Source organism: Erwinia sp. AC075 (assembly GCF_979253995.1).
This window is the reverse complement of sequence record NZ_CEEDEU010000001.1, coordinates 1,892,109-1,906,701: the sequence shown is the minus strand read 5'-3', so window position 1 is coordinate 1,906,701 and position 14,593 is coordinate 1,892,109. Positions and strand designations below refer to the sequence as shown.

General features: G+C 53.8%; 15 protein-coding genes. 6 read left to right on the top strand and 9 right to left on the bottom strand.

The window, feature by feature from the left end; translation table 11 throughout:
- Positions 1-152: 152 nt before the first annotated feature.
- Positions 153-1,247, bottom strand: coding sequence for an NADH:flavin oxidoreductase/NADH oxidase (locus AC0IXH_RS08925; RefSeq protein ID WP_346566104.1), 1,095 nt, complete (start codon positions 1,245-1,247; stop codon positions 153-155).
- Positions 1,248-1,461: 214 nt separating this feature from the next.
- Here AC0IXH_RS08925 and trhO point away from each other — a divergent pair, with 214 nt between their 5' ends.
- On the top strand, positions 1,462-2,511 hold the full coding sequence (gene trhO, locus AC0IXH_RS08920) for an oxygen-dependent tRNA uridine(34) hydroxylase TrhO (RefSeq protein WP_134823874.1): 1,050 nt from the start codon (positions 1,462-1,464) through the stop codon (positions 2,509-2,511).
- 48 nt (positions 2,512-2,559) lie between these two features.
- Here trhO and AC0IXH_RS08915 read toward each other — a convergent pair whose 3' ends face one another.
- Complete coding sequence (locus AC0IXH_RS08915) at positions 2,560-3,132, bottom strand: YceI family protein (protein WP_471721139.1); 573 nt, start codon at positions 3,130-3,132, stop codon at positions 2,560-2,562.
- A 23-nt stretch (positions 3,133-3,155) separates the two neighbouring features.
- On the bottom strand, positions 3,156-3,710 hold the full coding sequence (locus AC0IXH_RS08910) for a cytochrome b (protein WP_105759269.1): 555 nt from the start codon (positions 3,708-3,710) through the stop codon (positions 3,156-3,158).
- A 617-nt stretch (positions 3,711-4,327) separates the two neighbouring features.
- Between AC0IXH_RS08910 and proP the strand changes: the two genes are divergently transcribed.
- Positions 4,328-5,800 (top strand): glycine betaine/L-proline transporter ProP, encoded by a 1,473-nt coding sequence (gene proP, locus AC0IXH_RS08905; RefSeq protein WP_013201645.1) that lies wholly within the window; start codon positions 4,328-4,330, stop codon positions 5,798-5,800.
- 59 nt (positions 5,801-5,859) lie between these two features.
- Here proP and solA read toward each other — a convergent pair whose 3' ends face one another.
- The 6 genes from solA to grxB all read right to left on the bottom strand — a co-directional run bounded on the left by solA (position 5,860) and on the right by grxB (position 10,498).
- The gene (gene solA, locus AC0IXH_RS08900) at positions 5,860-6,975 is read right to left on the bottom strand and encodes an N-methyl-L-tryptophan oxidase (protein ID WP_105759267.1); all 1,116 of its coding nucleotides are present in this window, start codon (positions 6,973-6,975) and stop codon (positions 5,860-5,862) included.
- Positions 6,976-7,080: 105 nt separating this feature from the next.
- Positions 7,081-7,335 carry a biofilm formation regulator BssS gene (gene bssS, locus AC0IXH_RS08895; protein WP_013201647.1) on the bottom strand — a complete coding sequence of 85 codons (255 nt, stop codon included), beginning with the start codon at positions 7,333-7,335 and terminating at the stop codon, positions 7,081-7,083.
- 256 nt (positions 7,336-7,591) lie between these two features.
- Positions 7,592-7,837: a DNA damage-inducible protein I gene (gene dinI, locus AC0IXH_RS08890; RefSeq protein ID WP_013201648.1), complete on the bottom strand. Its 246-nt coding sequence runs from the start codon at positions 7,835-7,837 to the stop codon at positions 7,592-7,594.
- 81 nt (positions 7,838-7,918) lie between these two features.
- Complete coding sequence (gene pyrC, locus AC0IXH_RS08885; RefSeq protein WP_151037792.1) at positions 7,919-8,965, bottom strand: dihydroorotase; 1,047 nt, start codon at positions 8,963-8,965, stop codon at positions 7,919-7,921.
- A 164-nt stretch (positions 8,966-9,129) separates the two neighbouring features.
- Positions 9,130-9,696 carry a lipoprotein gene (locus tag AC0IXH_RS08880; protein WP_013201650.1) on the bottom strand — a complete coding sequence of 189 codons (567 nt, stop codon included), beginning with the start codon at positions 9,694-9,696 and terminating at the stop codon, positions 9,130-9,132.
- Between the two features lie 154 nt (positions 9,697-9,850).
- On the bottom strand, positions 9,851-10,498 hold the full coding sequence (gene grxB / locus AC0IXH_RS08875; RefSeq protein ID WP_013201651.1) for a glutaredoxin 2: 648 nt from the start codon (positions 10,496-10,498) through the stop codon (positions 9,851-9,853).
- A 282-nt stretch (positions 10,499-10,780) separates the two neighbouring features.
- Here grxB and rimJ point away from each other — a divergent pair, with 282 nt between their 5' ends.
- From rimJ to murJ, 4 genes are all read left to right on the top strand, one after another.
- The gene (gene rimJ / locus AC0IXH_RS08870) at positions 10,781-11,371 is read left to right on the top strand and encodes a ribosomal protein S5-alanine N-acetyltransferase (protein ID WP_013201652.1); all 591 of its coding nucleotides are present in this window, start codon (positions 10,781-10,783) and stop codon (positions 11,369-11,371) included.
- A 4-nt stretch (positions 11,372-11,375) separates the two neighbouring features.
- Positions 11,376-12,017 carry a DUF480 domain-containing protein gene (locus AC0IXH_RS08865; RefSeq protein ID WP_471720341.1) on the top strand — a complete coding sequence of 214 codons (642 nt, stop codon included), beginning with the start codon at positions 11,376-11,378 and terminating at the stop codon, positions 12,015-12,017.
- A 1-nt stretch (position 12,018) separates the two neighbouring features.
- Positions 12,019-12,942 carry a Gfo/Idh/MocA family protein gene (locus tag AC0IXH_RS08860; RefSeq protein ID WP_013201654.1) on the top strand — a complete coding sequence of 308 codons (924 nt, stop codon included), beginning with the start codon at positions 12,019-12,021 and terminating at the stop codon, positions 12,940-12,942.
- Positions 12,943-13,027: 85 nt separating this feature from the next.
- Positions 13,028-14,566 carry a murein biosynthesis integral membrane protein MurJ gene (murJ, locus tag AC0IXH_RS08855; RefSeq protein ID WP_105759262.1) on the top strand — a complete coding sequence of 513 codons (1,539 nt, stop codon included), beginning with the start codon at positions 13,028-13,030 and terminating at the stop codon, positions 14,564-14,566.
- The last annotated feature ends 27 nt before the right edge of the window (positions 14,567-14,593 follow it).

Below are 14,593 nucleotides of genomic sequence, written 5' to 3'. Positions count from 1 at the left end.
GATCGCATAAAAAGGGCAGTATTATGCTGCCCAAGAACTTTTAATTATGGCCTATTGTGCCATTTCTTAAGGACAGATTGAAATAACCCGCTGTGGTAACGTTGATTTGGGTCGCCAGCAGCATAAACAGGCTGTAGCGACCCCGATAAGGCTTACTGCTTAAACAGCCCTTTGACTTCATGAGGCTCGCAGCGCCAGTATTGCTCTGGTGCATGCACCTTCGCACCGAGTTTCGCCGCCGCGTGCCATGGCCAGCGAGGATCGTAGAGCATACCGCGCGCCAGCGCGACCATATCGGCCTGCTGTTCAACCAGCACCGCTTCGGCCTGTTCCGGCTCGGTGATCATACCCACCGCAATAACCGGGATCGTGACGGCTTTTTTGATCGCCGCGGCAAAAGGCACCTGATAATTCGGCCCGACTTTAATTTGCTGCGCCGGTGACAGGCCGCCGCTTGACACGTGGATGTACGCGCAGCCTTCGGCCTCCAGCGCCTGACTTAACGCAATGGATTGTTCCACATCCCAACCGCCTTCCACCCAGTCGGTAGCGGAGATACGTACCCCAACCGGTTTGTTTGCCGGGAAGACGCGGCGGACTTCGCGGAAAATTTCAAGCGTCAGGCGCATTCTGTTTTCCAGCGAGCCACCGTAGACATCATCACGCTGGTTCGACAGTGGCGACAGGAACTGATGCAACAGATAGCCATGTGCGGCGTGGACTTCAATCAAATCCAGGCCAAGCCGATCGGCGCGAATGGCACTGTCAACAAAGGACTGTTTGATCTCTTCGATGCGCGCTTTGGTCAACGCCACGGGCGTGCCGTCGGTCTGATTAAACGGTACGCCAGAAGGCGCAGAGGTTTGCCAGCCGCCTGCTTCAGGCTGCAGGAAACCGCCGCCACGCCATGGCACATCGGTAGAGGCTTTACGTCCGGCGTGGGCAAGCTGGATACCAATCGGCATGGAGGAGTGCTGACGCACGTCTTTTAACACCGAACCCAACGCCTGTTCAGTTTCATCATTCCACAACCCTAAGTCCTGCGGCGTGATGCGGCCCGCGGCTTCAATCGCGGCGGCTTCAATGATCAACAGGCCCGCACCAGAAAGCGCCAGATGGCCAAGATGGATGCGGTGCCAGGCGGTTGCGTTGCCGTGGTCGGCGGAATACTGGCACATTGGTGCGATGGCGATGCGGTTCTCGAGGGTTAGCTTACCGAGGGATATCGGACTGAAAAGCTGGCTCATGCAGGTTCTCCGGTGGGTTAACAATGTCAGTGACAAAGGCTAACTATAGGCAAATTTTATTATGGCGTTGAGCAGGCCATGCTTTTACCTGAAGCCGTCAAGACATCGGCATCGGACCTTTTCACCGCTTTTACCGGTTTCCGGTTTGATTTTTCTGCTATTCAGGTATGATAGCGCCCGCAAAATTTCTCTCTTGAACGCAGGAACGTACACCATGCCAGTGTTACATAACCTTGTTTCCAATGAAGAGCTGCGCGCGCGGATGTTGGCTGAAAGCGAACCGCGTACCACAGTCTCTTTCTATAAATATTTTACCCTCGACGATGCCAAAGCCTTCCGCGATGCGCTGTATGTTGCGCTGACTAAGCTGAAAGTTTTTGGGCGCGTTTACGTTGCCAGTGAAGGGATTAACGCCCAGATCAGCGTGCCTGCCAGCCAGTACGAGACGATGAAAGCGATGCTGTATGCTTTCCATCCGGCGCTGGATAATCTGCGCATGAATATCGCGCTGGATGACGACGGAAAATCGTTTTGGGTATTACGCCTGAAAGTGCGCGAGCGCATTGTCGCCGACGGCATTACCGATGATACCTTCGATGCCAGCGATATTGGCGGCTATTTGAAGGCCAACGAAGTTAACGCGATGCTCGACGATCCGGATGCGGTGTTTGTTGATATGCGTAACCACTACGAATACGAAGTGGGGCATTTTGACAACGCGATGGAAATCCCGGCCGATACCTTCCGCGATCAGCTGCCGATGGCGGTTGAGATGCTGAAAGACGATAAAGAGAAAAAAATCGTCATGTATTGCACCGGCGGGATCCGTTGTGAGAAAGCCAGTGCGTGGATGCGTCATAACGGCTTTGAAAACGTCTATCACGTTGAAGGCGGCATTATTGAATATGCCCGTCGTGCGCGTGAGCAGGGCTTGCCGGTACGCTTTAAGGGCAAGAACTTTGTCTTTGATGAGCGGATGGGTGAACGCATTTCTGACGATGTGATTGCTCACTGTCACCAGTGCGGTGCCGCCTGTGACACTCACGTCAATTGCAAAAACGATGGCTGCCATTTGCTGTTTATCCAGTGCGCCAGCTGTGCCGAGCAGTATAAAGAATGCTGTAGCCCAATCTGCATGGAAGAGTTGGCATTAACGCCTGAAGAGCAGCGCGCCCGCCGTGCTGGCCGTGAAAATGGCAATAAGGTGTTCAATAAGTCACGTGGCAAGCTCACGATGACGCTGAAAATCCCCTCAGCAGAGTAATACCCTCCGGCCGGGTGTCAGACATCCGGCCGGGTGGTTATACGTCAGTTACTGACGGATCCCTTCTACCGAGATCATCAGCTGCACGTCCTGTGAGGCTGGCCCCAGATCGGTTTTAATGTTGAAATCTTTCAACGCAATTTTGGTTTCGGCTTCAAAGCCCGCACGATAACCTCCCCACGGATCCTTGCCTTCACCCAGCTTTTTCGCTTCCAGCGTCACCGGTTTAGTCACCCCGTTCAGCGTCAGGTTGCCGGTAATATCCAGCTCGTCGCCATCCTTTTTCACACCCGTTGAGACAAAGGTCGCCTGAGCGAATTTCGCCACGTTAAGGAATTCCGCGCTGCGCAGATGCTTATCGCGTTCCGCATGGTTAGTGTCGACACTGTTGGTATTGATGGTCACATTGACCTTATCTTTCGACGGATCGGCTTCATCAAACGTGAAGCTGCCGTCAAAGTCTCTGAACGTGCCGTACAGCCAGCTATAGCCAAGGTGCTGAATGCGGAACTGCACAAAGGCATGTTGCCCCTGTTTATCAATTTTATAGTCAGCGGCTGAGGCGTTTGCCGCACTCGCCAGCAGTGCGGCAGTGGTCAGTGCTAACAGGCTTTTCTTCAACATAGTTCTGTTCCTTTCAGAGGTTAATCAACGCGGCTACCCAGCATCCGCTTCAATGTACTGTCGCGATCGACAAAATGGTGTTTCAGGGCGGCCAGACCATGCAGAGCGGAGAGGATCACCACGCTCCAGGCCAGCCACAGGTGAATATCGCCGGCCAGGTCGGCCTGCTCGCCAAAGCCTTCCAGCGTGGCCGGTACGGAGAGCACGCCAAAGACCTCAATCGGTTTGCCATCGGCGGTTGAAATCAAATAGCCGCTGATAAAAATGGCGAACAGGATGCCGTACAGCAGCAGATGCACCGCAACGGCGCTCACACGGGTCAGTGCGGAGTAACTGCTTAACGGCTTTGGCGGCGGGGAGATGAATCGCCAGATGACCCGCAACACCATGACGGCAAACAGGGTGATGCCAATGCTTTTGTGCAATTCCGGGGCAGGGTGATACCAGCTGTCGTAATAGCCGAGAGTGACCATCCACAGGCCGAGCGCAAACATGCCGTAGAGGGCAATGGCCACCAGCCAGTGCAGCATTACGCTGACGGTGCCAAAGCGGGTGGGGGTGTTTTTCCAGCGCATGCTTACATCCTGCAATCAATTTTTGCCAAGACTGGATAATCCGAAACATAAAATCAACAACTAATTACCCGTAGTAAACAAATAGTGATTATCATTCAAAAATATTGAATTTTAAATCGGATTATTATCATTAAATTTGGTTTTAAGAAGGTTGGTTTAGCGTTATGTGGCTTATTTATGTGGGATTGGTTGTGGGGCGAAGTGAAGTTTTTAATGTCTGTTTATTTGATGGTAAATTAAGTATTCGTCAGTGTTTTGTCACTTTTCGTCAATATTACGCCCTAAAATAGGTAATAATTTTTGATGTGTCTGCTTAAGGCGTAATGTAAATGAATAGAGAATGCCAGCATCCTGCCTGCGGACTCTGGCGCAGATGTCTGAGAATCGGCATTTCTCTGGAGGTCTGTATGGTTTTTGAGGATAAATTCAGCGATAACGGTCACAAACTTGAAAAAATCCGGTCTGTCGTATAGAGTCAGTTACCGTAAAGAGATGTTGTTTATGTGTAAATCATCGTCTTATCCCGCTGCTTTATAGCTTTCTTTCCCTTCATTACTTCCATCCCGGCAACGAAAGCTATGACGCTGCTCTCTACATTCAGTCACTCCGGAGACCGTATGAGCACTGCATCAGATTCAAATAACAAGCTTAAGAAGCTTTTCTCACGGCATAAGAAGCCGAAAGAGCTGACCGTAGACGACATCACCATTGTTGATGGCGACATGCTTAAACGCGCGGTGGGCGCCGCAGCCCTGGGTAATGCCATGGAATGGTTCGATTTCGGTGTCTACAGCTACCTGGCAGTCACCCTGGGGAAAGTCTTCTTCCCGGGCGGTGACGCTTCGGCGCAGCTGCTGGCAACCTTTGGTGCCTTTGCGGCAGCCTTCCTGGTTCGTCCGATTGGTGGACTGGTGTTTGGCCCGCTGGGTGACAAAATCGGCCGTCAGAAAGTGCTGGCGATCACCATGATCATGATGTCTATCGGTACCTTTTGTATCGGCATCATTCCGTCCTATGCCTCGATAGGCATTCTCGCGCCAATCCTGCTGCTGGCCGCTCGTCTGCTGCAGGGCTTCTCAACCGGTGGCGAATACGGCGGTGCGGCGACCTTTATTGCCGAATACTCCACCGATAACCGTCGCGGGTTTATGGGCAGTTTTCTCGAATTTGGTACCCTGGGCGGCTATCTGCTGGGCGCCGGACTGGTCACCATCCTGACCGTTGCTATGCCGCAACAGACCTTGCTGGACTGGGGCTGGCGTATCCCGTTCTTTATCGCCGCGCCGTTAGGCCTGTTTGGTCTGTATATCCGCCTGAAGCTGGAAGAAACGCCGGCGTTCCAGAAGCATATGGAGAAGCAGGAAGCCCTTGAGCAGAGCAAACCCCGTCTGACCCTGTGGCAGATGCTGAGCAAGTATCGTAAGCAGATGCTGAAATGTATCGGCCTGGTGCTGCTGTTCAACGTGTCGAACTACATGCTGACCTCCTATATGCCAAGCTACCTGACCGGTATCCTCGGCCTGAGCGAAATCAGCAGCCTGTTGCTGATCCTGGTGGTGATGTTTGTGATGATGCCGCTGACGCTGTTCTGGGGACACTGGAATGACCGTCTGGGCCGTCGTCCGGTGATCTGGGCTGGCGCAATCGGGCTGATTGTGATGGCGATCCCCTGCATGATGATGATTGGCACCGGCAATCTTTACCTGGTGTTCCTCGGTCTGATTATCCTTGGGGTGATCCATACCTGTTTCAGCGGCTCGATGCCGGCGACCTTACCGGCGCTGTTCGCTACCGATATCCGCTACAGCGCGCTGGCCATCGGCTTCAACCTGTCCGTTTCACTGTTTGGCGGCACCACACCGCTGATCACCACCTGGCTGGTGGAGAAAACGCATAATCTGATGATGCCGGCCTACTATCTGATGGGTGCTGGTGTGATTGGGGTGCTGACGGTGTTTACGCTGCGTGAAACCGCCCGTAAACCGCTGTCAGGATCTGCGCCTGCGGTGGCCACCGAAGCCGAGGCACACTCGCTGGTGAAGAAGCTACGTCTTCGTCAGCAGAAGAAAGAGGCTGACGCGACGCGTTAAGCGATAAGCCAGACAATAAAAAACCGGGCCTGACCCGGTTTTTTTATTGCCTGAAAAAATTATTTAAAGCGCGAAAGCGAGAAGGGCGATAAATCAAATTCGGTATTTTTCCCTTGCGCAAACCCAGCGGCAATCTCACCTAATACGCTGGCAAATTTAAATCCGTGGCCGCTTAACCCGCTAATAATAAGCCGATCGGGCGAGCCGGGAAGCGTGTCGATAATAAAGTCTTCATCCACCGTATTATCATAGGTACAGGCTTCGCCGCGCAGACAAACGCCAACACCCGGCAGGAAATGGCGAATGAAAGAAAACAGTTCGCTGCCATCTTCTTTTACCGATCCAAAGGGTTTACGTTCTTCAGGTGCGCTAATCAGCTGCCCGCCGTCATGACGGCCAATTTTAAGTGCGTTATTATCCGCCGGGAAACCGTAAAAATGACTGCCGTCCGGCATTTCGCAGGTAAAAGCCGGGAATTTATTATTTTCACTGTAGCGGCCATCGGCCTGATGCCAGGCGAACACCTTTCTTACTGGCGCGATGGGCAACTCGGGTAGCAAGGTTTTTACCCAGGTGCCGGCGCTCAGCAGAAGCTTACGGCCACTGTAGGTGCCATCTGCCGTATGCACATGCTGCAATCCATCACGCTCTTCCAGCGCGTCGACGCCGCAGTTGAACAGCTGGGCACAACCCGCTTCGCGCGCCAGGCGGATCAGCTGGCGGACCGCCACTTCAGATTTCAGGTAACCGGACTGCGGTTCAAAAATGCCGGTATAGCCATCGGGAACCGTTATCTGCGGCCAGCGAGCCATCACCTGCTCACCGCTCAGGGTTTCAACGTTCAGGGAGAAGGCTTGCGCGCTCTGGCTGACGTTACGAATAAATTCAGAGGTTTCCGGGGCCAGATTGATGATACCGCTGCGGTGCATAATGCGTTCACCACAGGCGGTTTCCAGCTCATCCCACAGCTGTTGCGCGCGTAAAACCATTGGGACGTAGCGGGCACCCTCACCATAAGCATGGCGGATCAGGCGAGACTCACCGTGGTGGCTACCCTCGCTGTGCGGCGGATGCGCGCGGTCAATCATCAGCACTTTCAGGCCGGCCTGCGTTGCATACCAGCCGGCGGCGGCACCTACCGATCCACTTCCCACCACAATTAAATCGTAAACCATCTGCACCGGTTCCTTTGTTGATCAGGCAATCCGTGCAGGATAGCAAAATGTAGCAGGAATGAAAAAGGCACCCTTAGGGTGCCTTAGAGAGTAAACCAACAGGATTTAATGCTTTTTATAATCGCGATCTACGTAGTCTGTTGCTTCAATCTTCGCTATGCCAGCTTCGAGAATGGAGATAAATTGCCTGGCAACATCAGTGGTTAACCAGTAAGTCTGACCTACTTCCGCGTCTTCATTCTGCTGCTCGTTTGACGTTAGTGAATGAAGACGGATCATCATGGCATCGTAAGAATCTACAGTACTGATATCCCACCCAATGAGGGGATGTGTCTGGATTACGTCTTTGTTTCTGTCCATTATAACCCCCTTATTACTCGTGTTAATGATGACAACGAAGTGATTTATCGAGGTTCAATGCGGCTTTTTTTCATAGAGCAAAGTAATTATAACAGGGATTTTAATTCTCGCAGGCGGAAAATTTATGGCGAAAGGAGAAGAGAGTTTGATTAAAGATTTTATATAAGCGGGTGCAATGAACAAATAATGCGCAAAAAAGATAAAAAAGCCGGATGGCGAAACCCGGCAAACAACGGCAAAAAAGGAGAGAAAAGCGCTAGTCGGTAATAAACCAGTCGTCGGCACTTTCCCAGGTTTCCTGCAGAATTTCAGTGATGCGATCTTTGGCCTCTTTGCCACCGCCCATCACCGTCAGATTATTTCCTCCCGCATAGCGAACCGAAACGCTGTTGCTGGATTCAGGGAACTGTTTGTCGATACGTTTAACCAACTCAGAAGAGAGCGCATCAATTGCGCCAGCAGGAAGAGAAGTGGTTTTTGCTACAGTGACTTCAATACGCATAAAAGCCTCCGAATAAGATACTGTAAATATATACAGTAATCTCACGGGAGGCAATCATTTAATGCAGGGCGTTCGATTGGATTACAGCTCGACGGTCCAGTTCAGGGTTTCACCGGCAAGGAAAGGCACCAGCGTGTGCTCGCCAAGGGCAATACTGTCAGCGACTTTCCACGGCTTGCGAACCAGCGTAATGGTGCCTTCGTTCAGCGGCAGGCCATAGAAACGTGGGCCGTTTTCAGAGCAGAAGGCTTCGAAATGTTGCAGCGCATTCATCTCTTCAAACACCGTGGCATAAGCCGGCAGAGAAGACGGGGCGTTGAACACACCGGCACAGCCACAGCTGGCTTCTTTCAGATGCCGCAGGTGTGGCGCGGTGTCGGTTCCCAGGAAGAAGCGATCGTTTCCGGTTGCCACCACCTTACGTAACGCTTCCTGATGCACATTCCTTTTGAGGATCGGCAGGCAATACAGATGCGGGCGAACGCCGCCAACCAGCATATGGTTACGGTTAAACATCAGATGCTGTGGGGTAATGGTCGCGGCGAGGAAACGATTGCCTTCCTCGACATAGGCAGCCGCTTCTTTGGTGGTGATATGCTCAAACACCACTTTCAGCTCCGGGTACTGCTTACGCAGCGGCTCCATCACCGTTTCAATAAAGCGCGCTTCACGATCGAAGATATCGATCGTGGCGGCGGTCACTTCACCGTGGATCAACAACGGCATACCGATCTTTTGCATACGCTCCAGCACGGTGGCGATGCTGGCGATATTGGTCACGCCGTGGCTGGAGTTCGTGGTCGCATGTGCCGGATACAGCTTGGCGGCGGTAAACACGCCTTCGGTGAAGCCTTTTTCCACTTCATCCGCATCCAGTGAATCGGTCAGATAGCAGGTCATCAGTGGGGTGAAGTGATGCCCGTCAGGGATGGCATCCAGAATACGATTGCGGTAAGCAATGGCGGCAGCAACGCTGGTGACCGGTGGCACCAGGTTCGGCATCACAATCGCCCGGCCATTGACCTCGCTGGTAAAGGGCAGCACGGTTTTCAGCATCTCATCGTCACGCAGATGAATATGCCAGTCGTCAGGACGGCGAATGATAAGTTGCTGAGGTTGTGCGGTCATTTTGCTGCTCCGGCAGAAGTGAAATCGGGTTGGCGATTTAGCCGGGTACTAAGCATAGGGATAAAGGCAGGCGAATGCACCTGCTTTGTGTGCAGCGGGAGGAAATTAGCGTTTCAGCCTGCGCTGAGCCGACAAAGGGCACAGCGCGTGCTGAAACGGCAGGATTACTGGCTAACGAAAGGGATAATCAGCTCGCCTGGCTTCACTTCCAGCCCTTTGGCGAAGCGTTTGGCCAGCGACTCGGCCTTGCTGCGATCGGTGCTCAGCACATAAGCCGGTTTCTGATTAAAGTAATCTTTCAGCGATTGGTTCAGGTAAGGCGTCAGGGTTTTCAGAATGCCCTGCATCTTTTCAGGCTGGACCTGAACGTCGACCAGTTCCATATCCTTCAGGAAGATGGCGCCTTGCTCTTTATCAAAGAATGGCTGCGCTTTCATCGTCAAGGTCATGTTCGCCTGCTGTGGGCCGAACAGCGAACTGATGTTGACCTTCGCGTTGCCTGAAAGAGTCACCTTATTCGGCTCTGCGCGGCCAATCTGGCTGCTGAGATCGGTCAGCACAATGTGGGCATCGACCAGACCGGCCACGCCAATCTGCTTCTCGTAGTTATTGTGTTTTGCCAGCGCCTGGTTCACTTCCTGTTCACTGATGCTGTACTGCGTCAGTTGATTACAGCCGGTCAGTAAACCCACCAGCAGCAGGGCGCATAGCCCGAAAAATGCTTTGTTCATGGTTATCCTCTGTCTACAAATCGTCAGCAACCCTTCTGACGTGAGGCAATAGAGTGCCCGACAATGGCAATGGAGTCACCAGGACAAAGGGTAAACGGAAAGGAAAAAAAGTGTGAGGAAATGCAGCAGGGCCACGAATGTGGCCCTTGGAAAATCAGGACGCGATCGAGGACAACAGCGTGACCTGCGTCTGTTTGGCCATATTGTCACGGTAGTCCGCCACGCGGCTTGGGTACTCCACGCCTGCGATCAGCGACAGCGAACGCAGCACCGGGAACAGATGAATATCATCCATCGACAGCTCACCGTTGACCGCATTGGCTTTCACAATCAGCTTATCCAGCTTACGTAAGTCGTCGTTCACGTTCTTGATGTAGCCTTCGGCATGCAGCTTGAGCTCGGCGAAACTGCCCAGATTCGCTTCTTTCTTCTCTTTGAAATAGCGGCGGGCTTCCGGCGTAGCGAATTCAGCAAACGGTGCCTCAGCAATGCGTGGCAGCAACAGCTTATTCAGATAGCTGTTGATGTGGCGCAGCCAGTCAGAAATCGCCGGATTGGTTTTACCGGTCACCAGCGGCTCGCGATCCTTATTATCAATGTAATGCACGATATCCAGGCTTTCCGGCATGCAGCTGCCATCTTCTTTCATCAGGATAGGCGCCATCTTTTGCCCAATCAGCTTCTTCGGCAAGGCTTCATCGTCGCTCAGCATCACCACCAGTTCGACTGGCAGATTTTTCAGGCCGAAAATCATGCGGGCTTTTACACAGAACGGGCAGTGATCGTAGATATAAAGTTTCAAGAACGCCTCCTTACAGCGGTGACGGCGGGCGGGCCGCCATCAATCATTTGAATGCATTAGGGAAGTATGGAAGAGATCCCAGCACAGGGCAAACTGCGACCGGACATTACTTGTGCAAAAGAGATTTTCGGAAATTTTATGCGCATTATTTTACCGGTCACTGCCCTGGCGGTTATAGTGGTTTGTAAGCGCAGAAAATGTCGGCCATCTGGCCCAGGCTATGCAGTTCTGCTGTGCGGGTTGACCCGCTTAAATCCTTTATCGGCCGGATCAGGAGAGAAGATGTTTGGCTATCGTTCCGCTGCCCCGAAAGTCCGCCTGACTACAGACAGGCTGGTGGTTCGTCTTGTTCATGAACGCGATGCCTGGCGTCTGGCGGATTACTATGCTGAAAACCGGGCTTTCCTGAAACCCTGGGAACCGATCCGTGATGAAAGCCACTGTTATCCGTCTGGCTGGCAGGCGCGTCTGGGCCTGATTGCCGAAATGCATAAACAGGGCAATGCGTTCTATTTTGTGGTGATGGATCCTGAAGAGAATGAAGTGCGTGGCGTGGCAAATTTCAGCAACGTGGTGCGCGGCTCATTTCATGCCTGTTATCTGGGCTATTCGCTGGGCGAGAAATGGCAAGGGCAGGGGATGATGTTTGAAGCCCTGCAGTCTGCGATCCGCTATATGCAGCGCCAGCAGCGCATGCACCGCATTATGGCCAACTATATGCCGCATAACCAACGCAGCGGCGATTTGCTGGCCCGGCTGGGTTTTGAAAAAGAAGGCTATGCCAAAGCGTATTTACTGATTGATGGACGCTGGCAGGATCACGTGCTGACTGCGCTGACCGCCAAAGAATGGACACCTGAACGTCGCGGATAACTTAATGAAAATTCACCTTTCGGCCGTAGAGGCCCGCATTATTGGCTGCCTGCTGGAAAAGCAGGTCACCACGCCCGATCAATATCCGATGTCACTGAATGGCGTAGTGACGGCCTGTAATCAAAAATCCAACCGTGAGCCGGTGCTGTCGCTGAGTGAAGTTAGCGTGCAGGACACGCTGGATATGCTGGTGAAAAAGCATCTGGCCACCCCGCAAAGCGGTTCTGGTCAGCGGGTAGTGAAATACGAACACCGTTTTTGTAATTCCGAGTTTGGTCAGCTGAAATTTACGGCGGGTGAACTGGCGCTGATCGCCACCTTATTGCTGCGCGGCGCGCAAACGCCTGGCGAGTTGCGCATCCGCAGCACGCGCCTGCATGAGTTTGCCGATATGGCCGAAGTGGAACAGGCGCTGCAGGCGCTGGCTTCGCGTGAAGACGGCCCGTTTGTGGTCAGATTAGCGCGTGAGCCCGGCAAGCGTGAAAGCCGCTTTATGCATCTGTTCAGTGGCGAAGTCGATGAGGCCGCCTTAGCGTCAAACGACGTCTCACAGGAAAATGACGACCTGCGTGAACGTGTCGCCGAGCTGGAAAGAGAAATGGCTGAGATTAAGCAGGTTCTGGCACGACTAACCGGGGAAGACTGAGATGACGGCATTGAAAGTGGGCATTATTGGTCTCGGTGGCATCGCGCAAAAGGCGTGGTTGCCGGTGGTCACGCAAACCGCCGGCTGGGAGATTGCCGGCGCGTTCTCACCCAATCAGCAAAAAGCACGGGTGATTTGCGACAGCTATCGCATTCCTCTGATGGGCAGCGTGGCTGAGGTGGCGGCAGCCAGCGATGCGGTCTTTGTGCATACCTCAACCGCCAGCCACTTCAGCATTGTTAAAGAACTGCTGATGGCGGATGTGGATGTCTGCGTCGATAAACCGCTGGCAGCGAAACTCAGCGAGGCGGAACAGTTGGTCGAACTGGCTCACCGACGGGGACGCAAGCTGATGGTGGCCTTTAACCGTCGCTTTGCGCCGCGTTATCTGCAGCTGAAGGATCATCTTGGCAGCCTGGCGTCGCTGCGCATGGATAAGCACCGCAGTGACAGCGTGGGGCCACACGATCTGTTTTTCACGCTGCTGGACGACTACCTGCATGTGGTCGACACCGCATTGTGGCTGAGCGGCGGCAGAGGGAAACTGCAGAGCGGCAGCCTGCAGACCACCGATGCCGGCGAAATGCTGTATGCCGAACACCATTTTTCCCAGGATGACATTCACATCACCACCAGCATGCATCGCCGTGCCGGCAGCCAGCGTGAATCGGTGCGTGCCGTGACCGATGGCAGCCTGTTGCTGGTCGATGAGATGCGCGATTTCCATCAGGAAACGGCCGGTAAGCTGGTGATCGATCCGATACCCGGCTGGCAAACCACCCTTGAGCAGCGAGGCTTTGCCGGCGCGGCGCAGCACTTTATCGCCTGCGCACAAAATCAGACAATGCCGCAAACCTCCGGAGAGCAGGCGCTGATGGCGCAGCGGGTGGTGGAAAAGCTCTGGCGAGAGATTGACCGGGAATAATCCGCTGTAACAAAGCAGTGTGGTGATTTGCCGCAACATCAGTAAACTGTGCCCGAGATATTTCAAGCCAAAAAACCGGAAGAACATGAACCTGTTGAAATCGTTGGCAGCGGTCAGCTCCATGACCCTGTTTTCGCGCGTGCTGGGATTTGCCCGCGATGCCATTGTGGCAAGAGTTTTTGGGGCGGGAATGGCGACGGACGCCTTCTTTGTGGCGTTCAAACTGCCTAACCTGCTGCGGCGTATTTTTGCTGAAGGCGCGTTCTCCCAGGCCTTCGTGCCGATCCTCGCCGAATACAAAAGCAAGCAGGGCGAAGAAGCGACCAAAGTTTTCGTGGCCTACGTTTCCGGGTTACTGACGCTGGCGCTGGCGATTATCACCATCGCCGGGATGCTGGCGGCTCCCTGGGTGATTCTGGTGACCGCGCCAGGCTTTGCCGATACGGCGGATAAATTTGCCTTAACTTCCGCGCTGCTGCGCGTGACTTTCCCCTATATCTTCCTGATTTCTCTTGCCTCGCTGGCCGGGGCCATTCTGAATACCTGGAACCGCTTCTCCGTTCCGGCGTTCGCACCCACCTTGCTCAACGTCAGCATGATCGGTTTTGCCCTGTTTGCCGCACCGCATTTCCATCCGCCGGTGATGGCGTTGGCGTGGGCGGTCGTTGCGGGCGGCGTGCTGCAGTTAGGCTATCAGCTGCCGCACCTGAAGAAGATTGGCATGCTGGTGCTGCCGCGTCTGAACCTGAAAGATGCTGGCGTCTGGCGAGTGATGCGCCAGATGGGCCCGGCGATCCTCGGGGTGTCAGTCAGCCAGATCTCGCTGATTATCAACACCATTTTTGCCTCTTTCCTGGTGTCGGGTTCCGTCTCCTGGATGTACTACGCAGACCGTCTGATGGAGTTCCCGTCCGGCGTGCTGGGCGTGGCGCTGGGCACCATTCTGCTGCCTTCGCTGGCAAAAAGTTTCTCCAGCGGCAATCACGATGAATATTCGCGCCTGATGGACTGGGGATTACGGCTCTGTTTTGTGCTGGCGTTACCCTGTGCGGTGGCGCTGGGTATCTTGGCGAAACCGTTAACCGTTGCCTTATTCCAGTACGGCAAATTCAGCGCGTTCGATGCCTCCATGACCCAGCGCGCGCTGGTGGCGTATTCGGTCGGTCTGATGGGCATTATTGTGGTGAAGGTGTTGGCACCGGGCTTCTATTCGCGTCAGAACATCAAAACGCCGGTCAGGATTGCCATCGCCACCTTAATTATGACGCAGCTGATGAACCTGGCGTTTATTGGCCCGCTGAAACATGCCGGTCTGTCGCTGTCGATTGGTCTCGGTGCCTGCCTGAATGCGGCGTTGCTTTACTGGCAGTTGCGTAAGCAGAAGATCTTCCATCCTCAGCCTGGCTGGAGCGGTTTCCTGCTGCGTTTGTTTATCGGTGTGGCGGTAATGGCGGCGGCACTGCTGGGCATGTTGCATGTGATGCCTGACTGGGCGACGGGTAATATGCTGTCGCGGCTGTTACGTCTGGCCGGCGTCTGTGCCGTTGGCGGCGCGGTGTTCTTTGCGGTGCTGGCAATACTCGGCTTCCGCGTTAAGGACTTTGCCCGTCAAACTCAGGTCTGATAAAACGCAAAACCCCGCTCAGGCGGG

Coding starts and splice junctions, on each gene's coding strand:
- AC0IXH_RS08925 (WP_346566104.1), bottom strand. CDS start 1,247: ATGAGCCAGCTTTTCAGTCCGATATCCCTCGGTAAGCTAACCCTCGAG.
- trhO (WP_134823874.1), top strand. CDS start 1,462: ATGCCAGTGTTACATAACCTTGTTTCCAATGAAGAGCTGCGCGCGCGG.
- AC0IXH_RS08910 (WP_105759269.1), bottom strand. CDS start 3,710: ATGCGCTGGAAAAACACCCCCACCCGCTTTGGCACCGTCAGCGTAATG.
- proP (WP_013201645.1), top strand. CDS start 4,328: ATGAGCACTGCATCAGATTCAAATAACAAGCTTAAGAAGCTTTTCTCA.
- solA (WP_105759267.1), bottom strand. CDS start 6,975: ATGGTTTACGATTTAATTGTGGTGGGAAGTGGATCGGTAGGTGCCGCC.
- bssS (WP_013201647.1), bottom strand. CDS start 7,335: ATGGACAGAAACAAAGACGTAATCCAGACACATCCCCTCATTGGGTGG.
- dinI (WP_013201648.1), bottom strand. CDS start 7,837: ATGCGTATTGAAGTCACTGTAGCAAAAACCACTTCTCTTCCTGCTGGC.
- pyrC (WP_151037792.1), bottom strand. CDS start 8,965: ATGACCGCACAACCTCAGCAACTTATCATTCGCCGTCCTGACGACTGG.
- AC0IXH_RS08880 (WP_013201650.1), bottom strand. CDS start 9,696: ATGAACAAAGCATTTTTCGGGCTATGCGCCCTGCTGCTGGTGGGTTTA.
- rimJ (WP_013201652.1), top strand. CDS start 10,781: ATGTTTGGCTATCGTTCCGCTGCCCCGAAAGTCCGCCTGACTACAGAC.
- AC0IXH_RS08865 (WP_471720341.1), top strand. CDS start 11,376: ATGAAAATTCACCTTTCGGCCGTAGAGGCCCGCATTATTGGCTGCCTG.
- AC0IXH_RS08860 (WP_013201654.1), top strand. CDS start 12,019: ATGACGGCATTGAAAGTGGGCATTATTGGTCTCGGTGGCATCGCGCAA.
- murJ (WP_105759262.1), top strand. CDS start 13,028: ATGAACCTGTTGAAATCGTTGGCAGCGGTCAGCTCCATGACCCTGTTT.